Annotated in this window: 15 protein-coding genes and 1 pseudogene; 15 read left to right on the top strand and 1 reads right to left on the bottom strand. The window is 36.1% G+C overall.

Annotation, left to right across the window (positions count from 1 at the left end):
• The first annotated feature begins 129 nt into the window (after positions 1–129).
• Together NH286_RS04635 and NH286_RS04640 are read left to right on the top strand one after the other, a co-directional pair.
• Positions 130–1,920: a flavocytochrome c gene (locus NH286_RS04635; RefSeq protein WP_265237278.1), complete on the top strand. Its 1,791-nt coding sequence runs from the start codon at positions 130–132 to the stop codon at positions 1,918–1,920.
• Between the two features lie 144 nt (positions 1,921–2,064).
• On the top strand, positions 2,065–3,096 hold the full coding sequence (locus NH286_RS04640; RefSeq protein ID WP_265237280.1) for an enoyl-CoA hydratase/isomerase family protein: 1,032 nt from the start codon (positions 2,065–2,067) through the stop codon (positions 3,094–3,096).
• Positions 3,097–3,143: 47 nt separating this feature from the next.
• Here the strand turns inward: NH286_RS04640 and NH286_RS04645 are convergent, their stop codons facing one another.
• Positions 3,144–3,497, bottom strand: a complete 354-nt coding sequence (locus tag NH286_RS04645) for a desulfoferrodoxin family protein (RefSeq protein ID WP_265215250.1) — start codon at positions 3,495–3,497, stop codon at positions 3,144–3,146.
• Positions 3,498–3,694: 197 nt separating this feature from the next.
• Between NH286_RS04645 and NH286_RS04650 the strand changes: the two genes are divergently transcribed.
• The 13 genes and pseudogenes from NH286_RS04650 (at position 3,695) to NH286_RS04710 (ending at position 13,395) form a co-directional block, all read left to right on the top strand.
• A complete protein-coding gene (locus NH286_RS04650; protein WP_106461651.1) occupies positions 3,695–4,123 on the top strand; it encodes a hypothetical protein in 429 nt (142 codons plus the stop codon).
• Positions 4,124–4,133: 10 nt separating this feature from the next.
• Positions 4,134–4,655: a cysteine hydrolase family protein gene (locus NH286_RS04655; protein ID WP_265237283.1), complete on the top strand. Its 522-nt coding sequence runs from the start codon at positions 4,134–4,136 to the stop codon at positions 4,653–4,655.
• 128 nt (positions 4,656–4,783) lie between these two features.
• Positions 4,784–6,208 (top strand): 6-phospho-beta-glucosidase, encoded by a 1,425-nt coding sequence (locus NH286_RS04660; protein ID WP_321160846.1) that lies wholly within the window; start codon positions 4,784–4,786, stop codon positions 6,206–6,208.
• Positions 6,208–7,092 (top strand): ROK family protein, encoded by an 885-nt coding sequence (locus tag NH286_RS04665; protein ID WP_265237285.1) that lies wholly within the window; start codon positions 6,208–6,210, stop codon positions 7,090–7,092. Before NH286_RS04660 ends, NH286_RS04665 begins: the two co-directional genes overlap by 1 nt.
• Before the next feature lie 367 nt (positions 7,093–7,459).
• Complete coding sequence (locus NH286_RS04670) at positions 7,460–7,606, top strand: type I restriction-modification system subunit M N-terminal domain-containing protein (RefSeq protein ID WP_265215251.1); 147 nt, start codon at positions 7,460–7,462, stop codon at positions 7,604–7,606.
• Between the two features lie 759 nt (positions 7,607–8,365).
• Positions 8,366–9,193, top strand: a complete 828-nt coding sequence (locus NH286_RS04675; protein WP_265215240.1) for a class I SAM-dependent methyltransferase — start codon at positions 8,366–8,368, stop codon at positions 9,191–9,193.
• 51 nt (positions 9,194–9,244) lie between these two features.
• Complete coding sequence (locus NH286_RS04680) at positions 9,245–9,871, top strand: L-2-amino-thiazoline-4-carboxylic acid hydrolase (protein WP_265215238.1); 627 nt, start codon at positions 9,245–9,247, stop codon at positions 9,869–9,871.
• A gap of 171 nt (positions 9,872–10,042) precedes the next feature.
• A pseudogene (locus NH286_RS10660) lies at positions 10,043–10,138 on the top strand (alpha/beta hydrolase); the annotation flags it as partial.
• A gap of 10 nt (positions 10,139–10,148) precedes the next feature.
• Positions 10,149–10,652: a hypothetical protein gene (locus NH286_RS04690; RefSeq protein WP_265237289.1), complete on the top strand. Its 504-nt coding sequence runs from the start codon at positions 10,149–10,151 to the stop codon at positions 10,650–10,652.
• 35 nt (positions 10,653–10,687) lie between these two features.
• Positions 10,688–11,128 (top strand): GNAT family N-acetyltransferase, encoded by a 441-nt coding sequence (locus NH286_RS04695; protein WP_265215233.1) that lies wholly within the window; start codon positions 10,688–10,690, stop codon positions 11,126–11,128.
• 140 nt (positions 11,129–11,268) lie between these two features.
• Positions 11,269–11,625: a hypothetical protein gene (locus NH286_RS04700; protein WP_265237291.1), complete on the top strand. Its 357-nt coding sequence runs from the start codon at positions 11,269–11,271 to the stop codon at positions 11,623–11,625.
• 8 nt (positions 11,626–11,633) lie between these two features.
• Complete coding sequence (locus NH286_RS04705; RefSeq protein ID WP_265237293.1) at positions 11,634–12,347, top strand: copper homeostasis protein CutC; 714 nt, start codon at positions 11,634–11,636, stop codon at positions 12,345–12,347.
• A gap of 103 nt (positions 12,348–12,450) precedes the next feature.
• Entirely contained in the window at positions 12,451–13,395 is a 945-nt protein-coding gene (locus tag NH286_RS04710; protein ID WP_106461823.1) for an L-lactate dehydrogenase, read from the top strand.
• Positions 13,396–13,800 lie beyond the last annotated feature (405 nt).

A 13,800-nucleotide genomic window follows, 5' to 3' on the forward strand; every position in this document is an offset into this window, starting at 1 on the left:
TGCATTTAAGCATAAATTTAGGGTTTTATTAAATATTTATAAAAAATGCTTTAACTAATTATTTCAAAGCCTTGCACAAAAAGTAAATCTTTACTATAATATTAGCATAATACATATAAAGGAGACAATATGAATAAAAGTAAAACGTTAGCATTATTGTTATCACTATCTATGCTTTTTTCTGCTTGTGGATCTAACACAGCTGATAAGAAGGCAGGAGATAATCAAGATACTAAGGTAGAAGAGAGTGCAGGTAAGGAAACTGGAGAAGGAACTGCAGCAGGTATGAATGGAGACCTAAAGGCTGTTGTTACATTCGATGGAGATAAGATTGCAAAAATCGACCTTACTCACGAAGAGACAGAAGGTCTTGGAGATAAGGCAGCTGACAAGCTTGTTGAAGAAATCATAGCTAATAACTCTATCAATGTAGATACAGTTTCAGGTGCTACAGTTACATCTACTGCCCTTATAGAAGCTGTTAAGGCTGCTATAGAAGCAAGCGGTAGGGATGTTAAAAACTACGAAGGCCAAGTTGAAAAGGCCAAGGGCGAAACTACAGAAAAAGATGTAGACGTAGTAGTAGTCGGTGGTGGTGGTGCAGGTTTTGCAGCAGCAGTATCTGCCAAGGAAGCAGGAGCAAATGTAGTCCTACTTGAAAAACTATCAGCAGTTGGTGGTAATACCCTAATTTCTGGTGGTGAATACGCAGCCCCAGCCAATGAACTTCAAGAAAAAGAAGGCATCGAAGATAGTAAGGAAAAATTTGCAGAAGACGTAGAAAAAGCTGGTGGTAACCCAGAATTAATCAAGGTCCTAGCAGATAAGGCTACAGAAGATGCTTACTGGTTAAGAGATGACATAGGAGTTAAGTGGTTAGATTCACTAATGTTCTTTGGTGGTCACTCAGTAAAAAGATCTCTAATACCAGCAGCCCACACAGGTAACGAGCTAATCAAAAATTACACAAAGAAATGCCAAGAGCTTGGCATAGATGTAATTACAGAAGCAGACGTAAAAGAAATCTTAGCTAAAGACGGAAAGGTTTGCGGAGTTAAGGCTGAGACAAAAGATGGCGAACTTGTAGTAAATGCTAAGTCAGTAGTTCTTGCAAGTGGTGGTTTTGGTGCAAATGCTGAAATGTGCTACGAAAATGACAAGGAAGTTGACGAACACGTCCTATCAACAAACTCACCAGGAGCAACAGGTGATGGTATCACTATGGCTGAAAAACTAGGTGCAGACACAGTAGATATGGATAAAATCCAACTTTACCCAGTATGTGACGTAGAAACAGGAAAACTTCTATACTGCGGCGATACAAGACTAGTTGGTGGAGCTTTATTAGTAAATAAAGAAGGTAAGAGATTTGTAGAAGAGCTAGGTACCAGAAGAGAAATCTCAATGGCAATCAAGGCTCAAACAGACTATGTAGGCTATGTTCTTTGGGATGAAACATCAAACGAAAAGACAGGCACCATGGCATCAAACCCAGAAGAAGCAAAATCACTCTTTGACAGAGGCCTAATGGTAAAAGCAGACACTCTAGAAGAATTAGCAGAGCATTTTGGCATAGACAAGGATGCCTTACTAGAAACAGTAAAAACCTTCAACGAAAACTCAGCCAAGGAAGAAGACCCAGACTTCAACCTAAGAATGTTAGGCTGGCAAGTAAAGGATGCACCATTCTACATGATGAAGGCAGCTCCAGCAGTTCACCACACCATGGGTGGTCTAAAAATCAACACAGAAGCAAAAGTCCTAAACAAAGACGGACAATGGATAGAAGGCCTATACGCAGCAGGCGAAGTAACAGGCGGTATCCATGGCGAAAACAGATTAGGATCTGTAGCAATGACAGACATCACAGTATTTGGTAAGATAGCAGGCGAAAACGCAGCAGAAAATGCCAAAAACTAAGAAAATATCAAGAGAAGTCCCTCGGGGCTTCTTTTTTTATGACAAATCATTTAAGTCCAACATGCAAAGATTGCAAAAAATTGTTTAACCCTGCGAGCTAATAGGTATATATAAGATAGGATTAAGAATAAAGTTGGAGGATATATGATAAATACAGAAGTTAGAAATAAAATTGGTATAATCTACCTAGATAGGCCAGAGGCCCTAAATGCCATAAATGGCCAGATGGTCGATGAAATATATAAAGCCCTTAAGAAATTTGAAGAAGATAAGGACATAAGAGCAATCCTTTTTGATTCTCATGCAGAAAAGGGTCTATCAGCAGGTGGAGATCTAAAAGAAATTTACTATAATTATCTTACAAATGATGAAGAAACTAAGAAGGAAGAATTCTTCAAAAAGGAATTTGACCTCAATAAATACATCATGGACTATCCAAAGCCAATCATAAGCCATTGGTTTGGCATCACCATGGGCGGGGGAATTGGCCTTACCATCCACTCTGACCTAATCATAGCAGATGAAACAACAAACTGGGCCATGCCAGAAACAAGTCTAGGCTTTGTGCCAGATGTATCCGTAGGTTATTATATATCAAGGCTTGACAGGGCCCTCGGCCAATATGTAGGCCTAATAGGATCAAGGCTATATCCAATAGATTTGGTAAAAAATAAGCTTGCTCATATCCTAATAAATCATAAAGATTATCAAGAGATTTTAGAAATAATAGTAAGATTATCAGAAACAAGCGAAGATTTAATAGGGGACATAAAGAATGAAATTTCAGGCTTTGCCATAAAAGAAGGCACCAGCCCAAATATAGAAAATGAGGCCAAGATAAAGACCCACTTCGCTAAAGATTCTGTAGAAGAAATCGTAGCTAGCCTTAAAGAAGCTGATGATGATTTTGCAAGAGAAAGCCTAGAAGTCCTAGAATCAAGAGACCCCTTCATGGTTAAGGTCCAATTTGAAAAATATTTCCTAGGCAAAAAATTAACCCGCAAGGAGACAATCGACCTAGACCTAGATATAATCAGATACGGCCTAAAGACAGGCGCTATCAAAGAAGGCATCAGGGCCAAACTAATAGATAAGGACAATGAAGCAGTCTGGCCAGTATCAAGCCTTGCTGATGTAGATGAGAAAGAAGTAAAAAATCTTCTTAGAATAAAATAAGCACCAAAAAAGCGAGGAATTAAATCCTCGCTTTCAATGTTATATAATTAAGCTTCTATAGAGTTTTCCCATAGGCCGTGGATATTGCAGTAGCTTAGGGCATAAACTTCGCCAGCTTTTTCTGTTTGGATGCTTACTTCTACTTCTGGAATTGAGAAGACTTCATCTTCGCCATGAGCCTTAAATTCATAAGAACCAACTTCAATTGGGAATTTAGCTCCTTCAGCCTTGAAGAACACTTTGATCCAAGCGATATGGTGTTCAAGTGTATTTGGATGGGCAATTTCTTCACCTACAAATGCCTTGATGTGAAGTAGGTTGCCTTCTCTTTTAGCTTCTAGAAAAGGAACGTGTTTTTCAGCTTTCCAATCTGCAGTTTGAACTGTTTCAGTTAATTTCATATTATCCTCCATAAATTTACGTAATATCGTGTATTAAATATATACCCTTGCAGATAATTTGTAAACATAAAATTTGCATAAAAATATAATTAAACACCACATAGATTTTTGTGCTATAATATAGGTAAGTCGTAAATAAAATTATGAAGGATTTAAAATTATTAATAGACTATAGCTAATCAACAAAGGAGGCAAGCGTGGATAGGTTAAAAGAATTAAAGGAAGCAAAGGTGGCCGCAGAGGCTGTGATTGACAAAATTGACCAAGCTATAAAGCAATTAAATTCTGCCTCAAATTGGGGTATCCTTGACCTTTTGGGAGGAGATTTTATTCCAAGCCTCGTAAAAAGAAATAAGATAGGCAAGGCAAATGATATTTTAAAGGACCTGCCAAAAAATTTAGAATCTTTAAATAAAGAGCTTAGCGATGTAGGTATAAGCTTGCCAAAAGGCGTGCCAGATAGGCTATCAGATGAGCTTTTTGACACAATCTTTGACAATATCTTCACCGATATCAGAGTCCAAGGGGAGATAAAAGAAAATTTACTGGCTCTCAAAGAACTTAGGCATACTGTAGGAAAAATATCCGATAAATTAGATGAGCAAATCGCTGATTTAGAAAGTTAGGAGATAAAAAATGAAAGTACTAATAGTAGTGGATTTACAAAATGATTTTATAGATGGGGCCCTAGGCAATGCTGGCAATGACGCGATAGTTGATCCGATTGATAAGCTAGTAGAAAATTTTGATGGGGAAGTTATCTTTACAAGAGATACCCACGATGATGATTACCTAGCTAGCCTTGAAGGCAAGCACCTTCCAGTAACCCACTGCATAAAGGGGACTGACGGATGGCAAGTAAGAATTGACACCAGGGGCAAAAAAATCATAGACAAGCCATCCTTCGGCTCTTATGAGCTTGTCGAATATCTAGAAGCTTTAAACAAAAAAGAAAAAATTGACAAAGTTTATATGGTAGGAATTTGCACAGATATTTGCGTGATTTCCAACGCCCTTATGATCAAAAATGCCCTTCTTGATACAGAAGTCACAGTCATAGAAGACCTCTGCAAGGCCACAAGCGAAGCAGCCCACCAAACAGCCATAGATGCCATGAAATCTTGCCAGGTTAATATAATAAAATCCCAAGACCTTTAAAAATAAAAAGCTTAAGCAAAATCTCCTGCTTAAGCTTTTATTTTTATGATTTTTAGACCCTATAATTGGGTACTTTTATAAGAAGATAGTTTTTGCATAAAATTTTTATGAAAAATAAGGAGAGTAAGATGACATTTAGAGATGATTTTTTGTGGGGAGGAGCAACAGCTGCTAACCAATGCGAAGGAGCCTATGATGTAGATGGCAGGGGTCTTGCCAATGTTGACCTATGTCCTGTGGGAGAAGACAGGGTCGATGTAATTACAGGCAGAAAAAAGATGTTTGAATTTGATGATGACCACTTTTATCCAGCCAAGGAATCCATAAACATGTATCACAGGTACAAGGAAGATATAGCTCTTTTTGCGGAAATGGGCTTTGGAGTTTATAGGTTTTCAATAGGATGGACAAGAATTTTCCCAAAGGGCGATGAAGAAAAGCCAAATGAAGCTGGTCTAAAGTTTTATGAAGACCTCATAGATGAATGCCTAAAATATAATATAGAACCTTTAATTACCATAACCCATTTCGATTTTCCAATGCATCTAATCCAAGAATATGGGGGCTGGAGAAATAGAAAAGTTGTCGATTTTTATCAAAATCTCGTAAGGACAATCTTTACAAGATTTAAGGGCAAGGTCAAATACTACCTAACCTTTAACGAAATAAATGTAATCCTTGCAGCACCATTTATGGGAGCAGGCTTATGCTTTGAAGAGGGTGAAGACATTGAAAAGACCATGTACCAAGCCATCCATAATGAGTTCTTGGCAAGCGCCTACGCTACAAAAATTGCACACGAGATAGATCCAGAGATAAAAGTAGGTTGCATGCTAAATTCAGGAACAATTTATCCTGCCACATCTAACCCAGAAGACATATTCCATGCACAAAAGATAGCCAGAGATAATTATTTCTTTACAGATGTACAAGTAAGGGGCTATTATCCAACTTATAAACTAAGAGAGCTTGAAAGAAAAGGAATTTTACCAGAAATTACAGAAGAAGATAAGAAAATCCTAAGGGAAAATCCGGTAGATTTTGTATCAATATCCTATTACACCACAAAAACAGTAAGTGCTGACAAAGACATCAAGCTTTCAGAATCTAACCTACAAATCACAGTAGATAATCCATACCTAGAAAAAACCGAATGGGGTTGGCAAGTAGATCCACTAGGTTTTAGGACAACCATAAACGAAATCTATGACAGGTATCAAAAGCCAATATTTGTAGTAGAAAACGGACTAGGAGCTGTCGATAAGGCTGATGAAAATGGCTATGTGGATGATGAATATAGGATAGACTTTTTAAGAGACCATATCAAGGCCATGAAAGATGCGGTAGAGCTTGACGGAGCAGATGTCATAGGCTACACAACTTGGGGACCAATAGATTTAGTATCAGCATCCACTGGTGAAATGAGTAAGAGATACGGCTTTATCTATGTAGACCGTGATGATTATGGCAAGGGAAGTCTCAAGAGATCTAAGAAAAAATCATTTGACTGGTACAAAAAAGTGATAGAATCAAATGGCGAGGACCTTGACTAATGTATTTAGTTTTTGATGTAGGCGGCACCTACAGCAAATATGCCCTGATGGATTACAAGGCCGAAATTAAAGAAAGGGGAAAATTTGACACAGTAAGGACAAATAGAGAAGACTTTGTCAAATCCCTTGAAAATATAGTAGAAAAATACAAGGACCAAATAAGTGGTATAGGCCTATCCATGCCAGGCTTCATAGATTCAGAAAAAGGCTTTATGGTAAATGGAGGCAGCCTTGCCTATATCAAAAATTGGCCAATAGTTGATGAATTAAGCAAGAGATTTGGCAAAGTTGTGACAGTAGAAAATGATGCTAGGTGCGCAGCCCTAGCTGAATATTGGCAAGGAAATCTCAAAGCCTATAAGAACTCTGTGACCCTAGTCTTAGGAACAGGAATAGGCGGGGCAATCATGATAGATGGAAAGATCTACAGGGGAAGTGACCTAATAGCAGGAGAATTATCCTTTATCCTTACAAATATTATGGCAGAAAGAAAAATGGAAAATTCCATGTGTGCCATAGCAAGTGTGCCTCAAATGGTGGGAAAAGTGGTAGAAAGGCTAAATTTATCAAAAGAAAATGCAAATGGGGAAAATGTATTCTCCCTTGCAGAAAATGGCGATGAAGTAGCCCTAGAAGAAATAAGGGCCTACCTATCAATCATAGCCTTTTTGATCTATAACCTAAACTTAGTACTAAACCCAGAAATCTTTGCCGTAGGCGGAGGCATAAGCAGGCAAGAATTGACCCATACAATCCTAAAAGAAGAGCTAGAAAAAATATACGACTCAATGGGACTTGACCTAAGGGTGCCAAAAGTAATCAACTGCAAATTTTTCAACGACGCCAACCTAATAGGCGCTCTTTATAAACATATAAAAAATTAAAAACAAAAACGGAGTTAGGCCTTGGCTTAGCTCTATTTTTATGCCACAGGATTTGCTTATATATTAAAATAAATTTAAAGGGGGATATTAAAAGAAAGTTAATGGGGGATATTAAAGCAAACTTAAAAGAGAATATACAAGTATTAATAATACAAGATAGACTAAGACTATCCTTAAAGTTACTTCAATACCTATTAAATTAAATCGGGACATTTTAAGATAATTTGATATATATATAAGCAGGGAGAATATTATATAATAAAGCTAAGAAATCGTAAACAGAGGAGAAATCATGACTGAAAACTTAACAGCTACTGGCAATATCGACCCAGATTAGTCAATAGACATAAGCCAGGAAGCTAATTTTATATGGGCCATAGCCAATAAATTAAGGGGCGTCTATATGCCTGACAAATACGGGGATGTCATCATCCCAATGACAATAATTAGGAGATTTGAATTCGTCCTTGAGCCGACTAAGGATGAAATTTTTAAAGACTACAAGGAAGAGTAGCAATAAAAATGCAATTTGTAGGAAAGGAGTATGGGCAAGGATTTATGTCAAAAATAGAATCTAAAATACAAGAAAAAGTCATGTCTTTACTGTATTGTGTATTTTTTTCTTTACTTTTAGCCCTTCATAGCCTTGTGACTTGTATGCATTTACCCATCTTTTTACTATTTACTGATGAGAAAGTTTATATTTTTCTGATTAAGATTTATATGAGATATTTGTTTCAAAATATTCCTTTACTACTTTTATTTTAAATTCTGTGCTATATTTTGCCATTAAAAAATTTACCTCCTTTGGTTATTTTTTTGGTCTAACTTTTCGGGGTCAGTATATTTTCGGGTTGCCTTTATTTTTTTCTTAGTTTAAGGCAGTAGATTATATATTTGAAAGGAACCAGTCTTATATGATACAATGAAAGTGATAATTGATATCATGCGATAAAAGAAGGCCTTTAACTGTTACTTTATACAAGACTATATTGATAGGTCATTTGGGCTTCTTCTTGATGTTTTTGGGAGATATGACCTTATATTATGATCCTAATGATTATGATGGCAAGCCCTATTTACACCCATATTTCTTTTGATTCTCACTCCCCTTGTTGATAGATTTCCAAAGGGTTTGCATATGATTATTCGCGGTGGTTGGTTTAACTTAATATATTTTGTTTACTACCTAACCTTATTGATAAACTATACAAATATGAATTTATAAGCTTATAAGTCAGGGATTAAATTTATTATTTACAGGAGAAAATTTATGAGAAAATTAAATTTTATTGACAACAAGAAAACAAAAGCTGACTACAAAAACTGGGTTCCTGAAAGCTTGTTAAGGAATTTAATACTTGCAAGCCTCGTGGCTTTTATCCTATTTATAGCCCTTGGTGTTAGTGACTTTGTATTTAGCGGAAGAACTCGTCTTATCTTTGCCATTATTTTTGGATATGCAACGCTGAAACTTACTTTTTTTGCAATTTGGATGAGATTACTATATAGGGCTTTTGATTACAATGGAAAAAGAAAGCTTGCCGAAATAATTATAGAAAAGACTGCAGCTTATGTAAAAATTCCTGATGGTGGACTTGGACTTGACGTAGGATGTGGTAGTGGAGCTCTTACTATAGCTTGTGCAAAGAGAAATCCAAAGGCGACCATGGTGGGCTGTGACATATGGAAAGGTTCATATAAAACTGAATTTTCTAAAGAACTCTGTAAAAATAATGCAAAATTAGAGGGAGTAGAGAATGTGAGATTTGAAGAAGGAAATGCAGTGGATTTTCCGTTTGAAGATGAAAGTTTTGATGCAGTAACAAGCAACTACGTTTATCACAATATAAGTGGGAAAAACAAACAAAAACTTTTACTGGAGACATTGCGTGTGCTAAAAAAAGGTGGAGTTTTTGTTATCCATGATCTGATGAGCAAGTCAAGATACGGAGATATGAATAAATTTATCGAAAAGCTTAAAAAAGACGGCTACGAAGATGTGCAATTAATTGATACAACAAAGGGGCTTTTTATGGGTCACAAAGAAGCCTTATTCTTGGGACTTTACGGCTCAACTCTTCTTATTGGGAGAAAATAAAATTGTATATAAATTATTAGACAAATTTAGAAAGTTGATAGGGTGTGCAAGATGAAATACAAAGCTTTTTATTTCTTATTATTTAAAGGTCCAATGAAGAAAGTTCTTACAGAAAAGTATGATAAAGTATATAGTTCAGAAATTATTAAGAAGAGTAAAAAAATTTATCGAAAATTAATAGAAGAGGCAGATGATATCGGCGATGACAATCCAATGGCATACAATGAGATGTTCGCCCTTGTCTTTGTTGCTCCATATATAGCAAGTGAGAAAAAAATTTCACCAGAAATCATTCAAGAGATGATGCGAAGAACTCTTTATTCTTTTAAATGGTATTTTTCTTTAATCAACCTCAATACTAAGATTGGAAAACAGGCCAATAAGAAAAATATTCTTAAGTATTACAAGTGGTATACAGATGAAAAAGAAAAGCTCTATCCTACATCCTTTAAGGTTGATTTTGTGGGAGAACCCTATGAGGGTGCTTGTTATTATAGAATTACACGCTGTCCCATTTGTGCTTACACAAAGAAGCTGGGTGTCGATGAATTAATGCCCCTATTTTGTGAGCTTGATGAGCTTATGATAAGTCTTGAGCATGGAATACTTCACAGAAAAGATACCATAGCAAATGGAGCAGATTGTTGTGATTATTTTATTACAGGCGATAGAGAATAAAGTTAAGTTACAAAAATAAGTATTGGTAAAAACTTATAAATGATTATTAATGAAGGTGTGAAATGAGTTTGACTTATAAAATTGCATCAGAAATAGTAAGACTTCTTGGGGTCAAAAAATGTTTTAAAGAACAAGGATCAGATGCTTGAGTATGCAAAGGTAGAAAATGCAAAGGCAGTATTTGAAGGAATGGGCCACGGACAATTTCTCCACGAACACCCTCAAGAATACGCTAAGAAACTAAAAAACTTTTTAGAAAATAAATAAGGAGAATATTATGGATATAACAAGAGCAATATTAGATGGAATTGCAATGGCTGCTATCTTTAACGGTTCAGTGGCAGCTTTTGTACTGATTAACCCAAGATTTTTCTTCGATTCTTATCCAAAGGCAATTCAAAATTCGGCTCCAGTAAAAATGACAAAGGGAGAAAAAAGAATAAATTTCATACTTACATATGTAATTTCAATAATATGTTTGATATATGGAGTGGCCTCTCTTTTACATACGGGAACAAGAGGACTTAGAGATTTTTTCTGGATGAGCTATATTCAGTGGATAATATTAAACTTTGGAGATTTCCTTTTGTTGGATATACTTTTATTCCAAGGAAAGTACAAGGATAGGATAGTCATACCAGGCACAGAAGGGCATGAGGACTACAAATTTGGAAATTGGATGAAACATTTGGCCATTAAGGAACATTTTATCTTGATGCCATTACTAATTCCAATAGTATCCATAGTCCAAGCTTGGCTAGTGGTGTTACTGGGATTATAAAATAAATTTGATTAAGAAATCTCAAGGAGAAAAATTTGGAAATTAGAAAAATATCAAAATCAGATTTAGAAGAATTAGCAAAGTTAATGGTAGATGTCTATAATGGTCCACCTTGGAATGATAAATGGACAGCAGAAACAGCCCTAGAATCTTTAACCGATATTTCAGATTTTCCTAAATTTTTTGGCAATCTAATTGTCGATGGAAATAAAATAATTGGTGCAATAATTGGTCATATAAGAAGATATGCGACTGAATCAACTTTTTATATTGATGAGTTTTTCATTTCTGAAGAATATAGGGGGACAGGTCTGGCAAAAAAACTTTACCAAACAAGTATAAAAGAATTGCAGGAAAGAGGTATAAGCGGTGCATTTTTCACTACTTTAAAAAATTCTCGAGCCTATAATTTTTATGTAAAACAAGGCGCTTGGGATTTGAAAGATTCTTCATGCTTCTACCATAAATTTTTCTAAAGGTAATTTAAAAATATAAGATGTTTTGAAGCAAGGATAGGCAGGGCCGAGAGCTGGCCTTTCACCTATATTCCATGAAGCAAGCCATCGAGGAGGGCTTTATCATCGATGTCCTCCAGTAATATGTGACCTATGAAACCATGAATATGGGTAGGGGAAGCCTAGGGTCTGATAATAAGAAAAAGCTTTCTGAAATAATTGATGATATAAATGCTAGGACTGGGTTGAATCTGGATGTGGATGAGGCATCAAGGGCTATCATGCAGATTAGGGACCTGATGATGAGGTCTGATGACCTTAGAAAGTCAGCGAGAAATAATAGCGAGGATGACTTTAGATTTTCCTTCTATTCTGATGTAGAAGATGCCTTGATTGCTGGCTTTGACCAAAATAGGGATTTTTATAGCTTGCTTTTGGACAATAAGGATATACAAAAAGAGGTCTTGGGACTATTTATACCAGGCCTTTATAAGAATTTGAGGCAGGATAATATTTAGGAGGGCTTATGAAATTAGAAGTGTGTATTGATTCTTATGATTCGATGATTTCAGCTGTAGTGGCTGGGGCTGATAGGGTTGAGATTTGTTCAGCTCTTGACCTTGATGGTCTTACTCCATCCATTGGACTTGTTAGGATGTGCGAGTCTTTTGATATTGAAAAATATGTGATGATTAGGCCTCGTCCTGGGCATTTTACCTATGATGGGCTAGAAATTGCCCAGATGAAAGAGGAGATTATGGCCTTTAAGGATATGAAAATCCACGGCTTTGTCTTTGGTGTCCTTGATGCTGATGGCAAAATTGACATAGAAACTATGAAAGAACTTGTTTATCTGGCCTATCCAAAGTCTGTGGCCTTTCACAGGGCCTTTGATTATTCAATTGGTGGGGAAGATCAGGTTGAGGACTTAATTAAGATGGGAGTTGAGCGAATTCTTACATCTGGCAAGAAGCCTAAGGCTATAGATGGCTTAGATTTAATAAGAGATTTGCAAGAAAAATACGGTGACAAAATCGAAATTATGGCTGGTTCTGGAATAAATTCTTCAAATATCAAGGAGATTTACGAAAAAACTGGGATTGAGTCTTTCCATATGTCAGCTAGAGATTATTACCAAACAGAGACCTCCTATAATAATTTTGGCAAGGATTTTAGCGATTATTCTTATGCGGTCGGCATAGAAATTGAGATGGCTAGGGAAGTTCTCGATTCTCTTTAAAATATTTTTTTCTTTTTGTGACCTAGGTCATAGTAAGTTTTTATATTTTTGATAAAATTATTATAGAAACGTTGAGTAGAATAGATTGAAAGGAAAAATAATGATTAAAGATAGTAAGATTATATTAATTGGTGATGGAGCTGTAGGTTCATCTTTTGCCTATGCTGCTACCCTTTGGGGCATCGGCAGAGAGCTTGGAATTATAGATATCAATGAGGATAAGGCTGAGGGCGATGCCATGGACTTATCTGATGTTTTAAGTTTTGCAAGACCTAAGAAGATTTATAAGGCTGACTATAGCGATTGTGCTGATGCTGAGCTTGTTGTAATTACAGCAGGTGCACCACAAAAACCAGGCGAAACCCGTCTAGACCTTGTAGATAAGAATTTGAAGATTTTTAAGGATATGATTGGCAAGATTAAGGATTCAGGTTTTGAAGGAATCTACTTAGTAGCTGCCAACCCTGTTGATATCCTAACTTATGCTACCTGGAAATATTCAGGTGCAGACTGCAACAAGGTTATAGGATCTGGTACAAGCCTTGATACATCTAGGTTTAAGAAGGAAATAGCCAAGCTTGTTGGTATCGATCCAAGAAGTGTGGATACCTATATCCTAGGAGAGCATGGAGATACAGAATTCCCTGTTTGGAGCCATACCAATATAGGTGGCCTTCCACTATACGAATGGGTGTCTAAGCATTCGCAAGTCGATGAGATGGAGCTATTAGCTACTTTCGATAAGGTTAAAAACGCAGCCTATGAGATTATTAATAAGAAGGGTGCAACCTTCTACGGAATAGGAGCAGCCCTTGCCCGCCTAGCCCAAGCTATAATTAATGATGAGAAGGCAGTTTACTCCACATCATCCTATCTTGATGGCGAATATGGCCAAAAGGACATCTATATAGGAGTGCCAACAGTAATCGGCAAGGATGGGGCAAAATGGGTAATCGACGTGCCTTTAACAGATACAGAGCAAGAAAGAATGGACAAGTCTGCCGCTACCCTAAGAAAGGTAATGGAGGATGCAGGCCTATACGATTAATAGGCTCATTAGTCTGTGAAAATAGCCATAGCCAAGCTATGACTTGCAAATCCCACAAATACATTTAACTAAATATTAACTACTATTACACTATTAACCCTAGCTTGGCTAGGGTTTTCTTTATATTCTTTTTTATAAAATCTAATTTTTTAAAATATTTTTCTTCTTGGCCTTTTGGCTTAAATTAGGACTTTTTTTCAATAATAGATAAATATTTATATTTTATTAATTATAAATCATATTATTTCAAAACTTGAACATTATGTTGGCGGGCGTATTATATAGCCAGGACATGAAAAATATATTTTAAGATATATAAGTTAAGACCTATTATTTCTTAAAAGATGGCTTAAAAACATTTACAATATTAAGTTTCTTAATAAAGTGTAAATAATATATTATGAA

Origin of the sequence: Anaerococcus sp. NML200574 (assembly GCF_026131665.1) — a bacterium.
Classification (GTDB): domain Bacteria; phylum Bacillota; class Clostridia; order Tissierellales; family Peptoniphilaceae; genus Anaerococcus; species Anaerococcus kampingae.

Excerpts from the sequence above, each read along its gene's own strand:
- NH286_RS04635 (WP_265237278.1), top strand. The coding sequence starts at position 130 with ATGAATAAAAGTAAAACGTTAGCATTATTGTTATCACTATCTATGCTT.
- NH286_RS04640 (WP_265237280.1), top strand. The coding sequence starts at position 2,065 with ATGATAAATACAGAAGTTAGAAATAAAATTGGTATAATCTACCTAGAT.
- NH286_RS04645 (WP_265215250.1), bottom strand. The coding sequence starts at position 3,497 with ATGAAATTAACTGAAACAGTTCAAACTGCAGATTGGAAAGCTGAAAAA.
- NH286_RS04655 (WP_265237283.1), top strand. The coding sequence starts at position 4,134 with ATGAAAGTACTAATAGTAGTGGATTTACAAAATGATTTTATAGATGGG.
- NH286_RS04660 (WP_321160846.1), top strand. The coding sequence starts at position 4,784 with ATGACATTTAGAGATGATTTTTTGTGGGGAGGAGCAACAGCTGCTAAC.
- NH286_RS04665 (WP_265237285.1), top strand. The coding sequence starts at position 6,208 with ATGTATTTAGTTTTTGATGTAGGCGGCACCTACAGCAAATATGCCCTG.
- NH286_RS04675 (WP_265215240.1), top strand. The coding sequence starts at position 8,366 with ATGAGAAAATTAAATTTTATTGACAACAAGAAAACAAAAGCTGACTAC.
- NH286_RS04680 (WP_265215238.1), top strand. The coding sequence starts at position 9,245 with ATGAAATACAAAGCTTTTTATTTCTTATTATTTAAAGGTCCAATGAAG.
- NH286_RS04690 (WP_265237289.1), top strand. The coding sequence starts at position 10,149 with ATGGATATAACAAGAGCAATATTAGATGGAATTGCAATGGCTGCTATC.
- NH286_RS04700 (WP_265237291.1), top strand. The coding sequence starts at position 11,269 with ATGAATATGGGTAGGGGAAGCCTAGGGTCTGATAATAAGAAAAAGCTT.
- NH286_RS04705 (WP_265237293.1), top strand. The coding sequence starts at position 11,634 with ATGAAATTAGAAGTGTGTATTGATTCTTATGATTCGATGATTTCAGCT.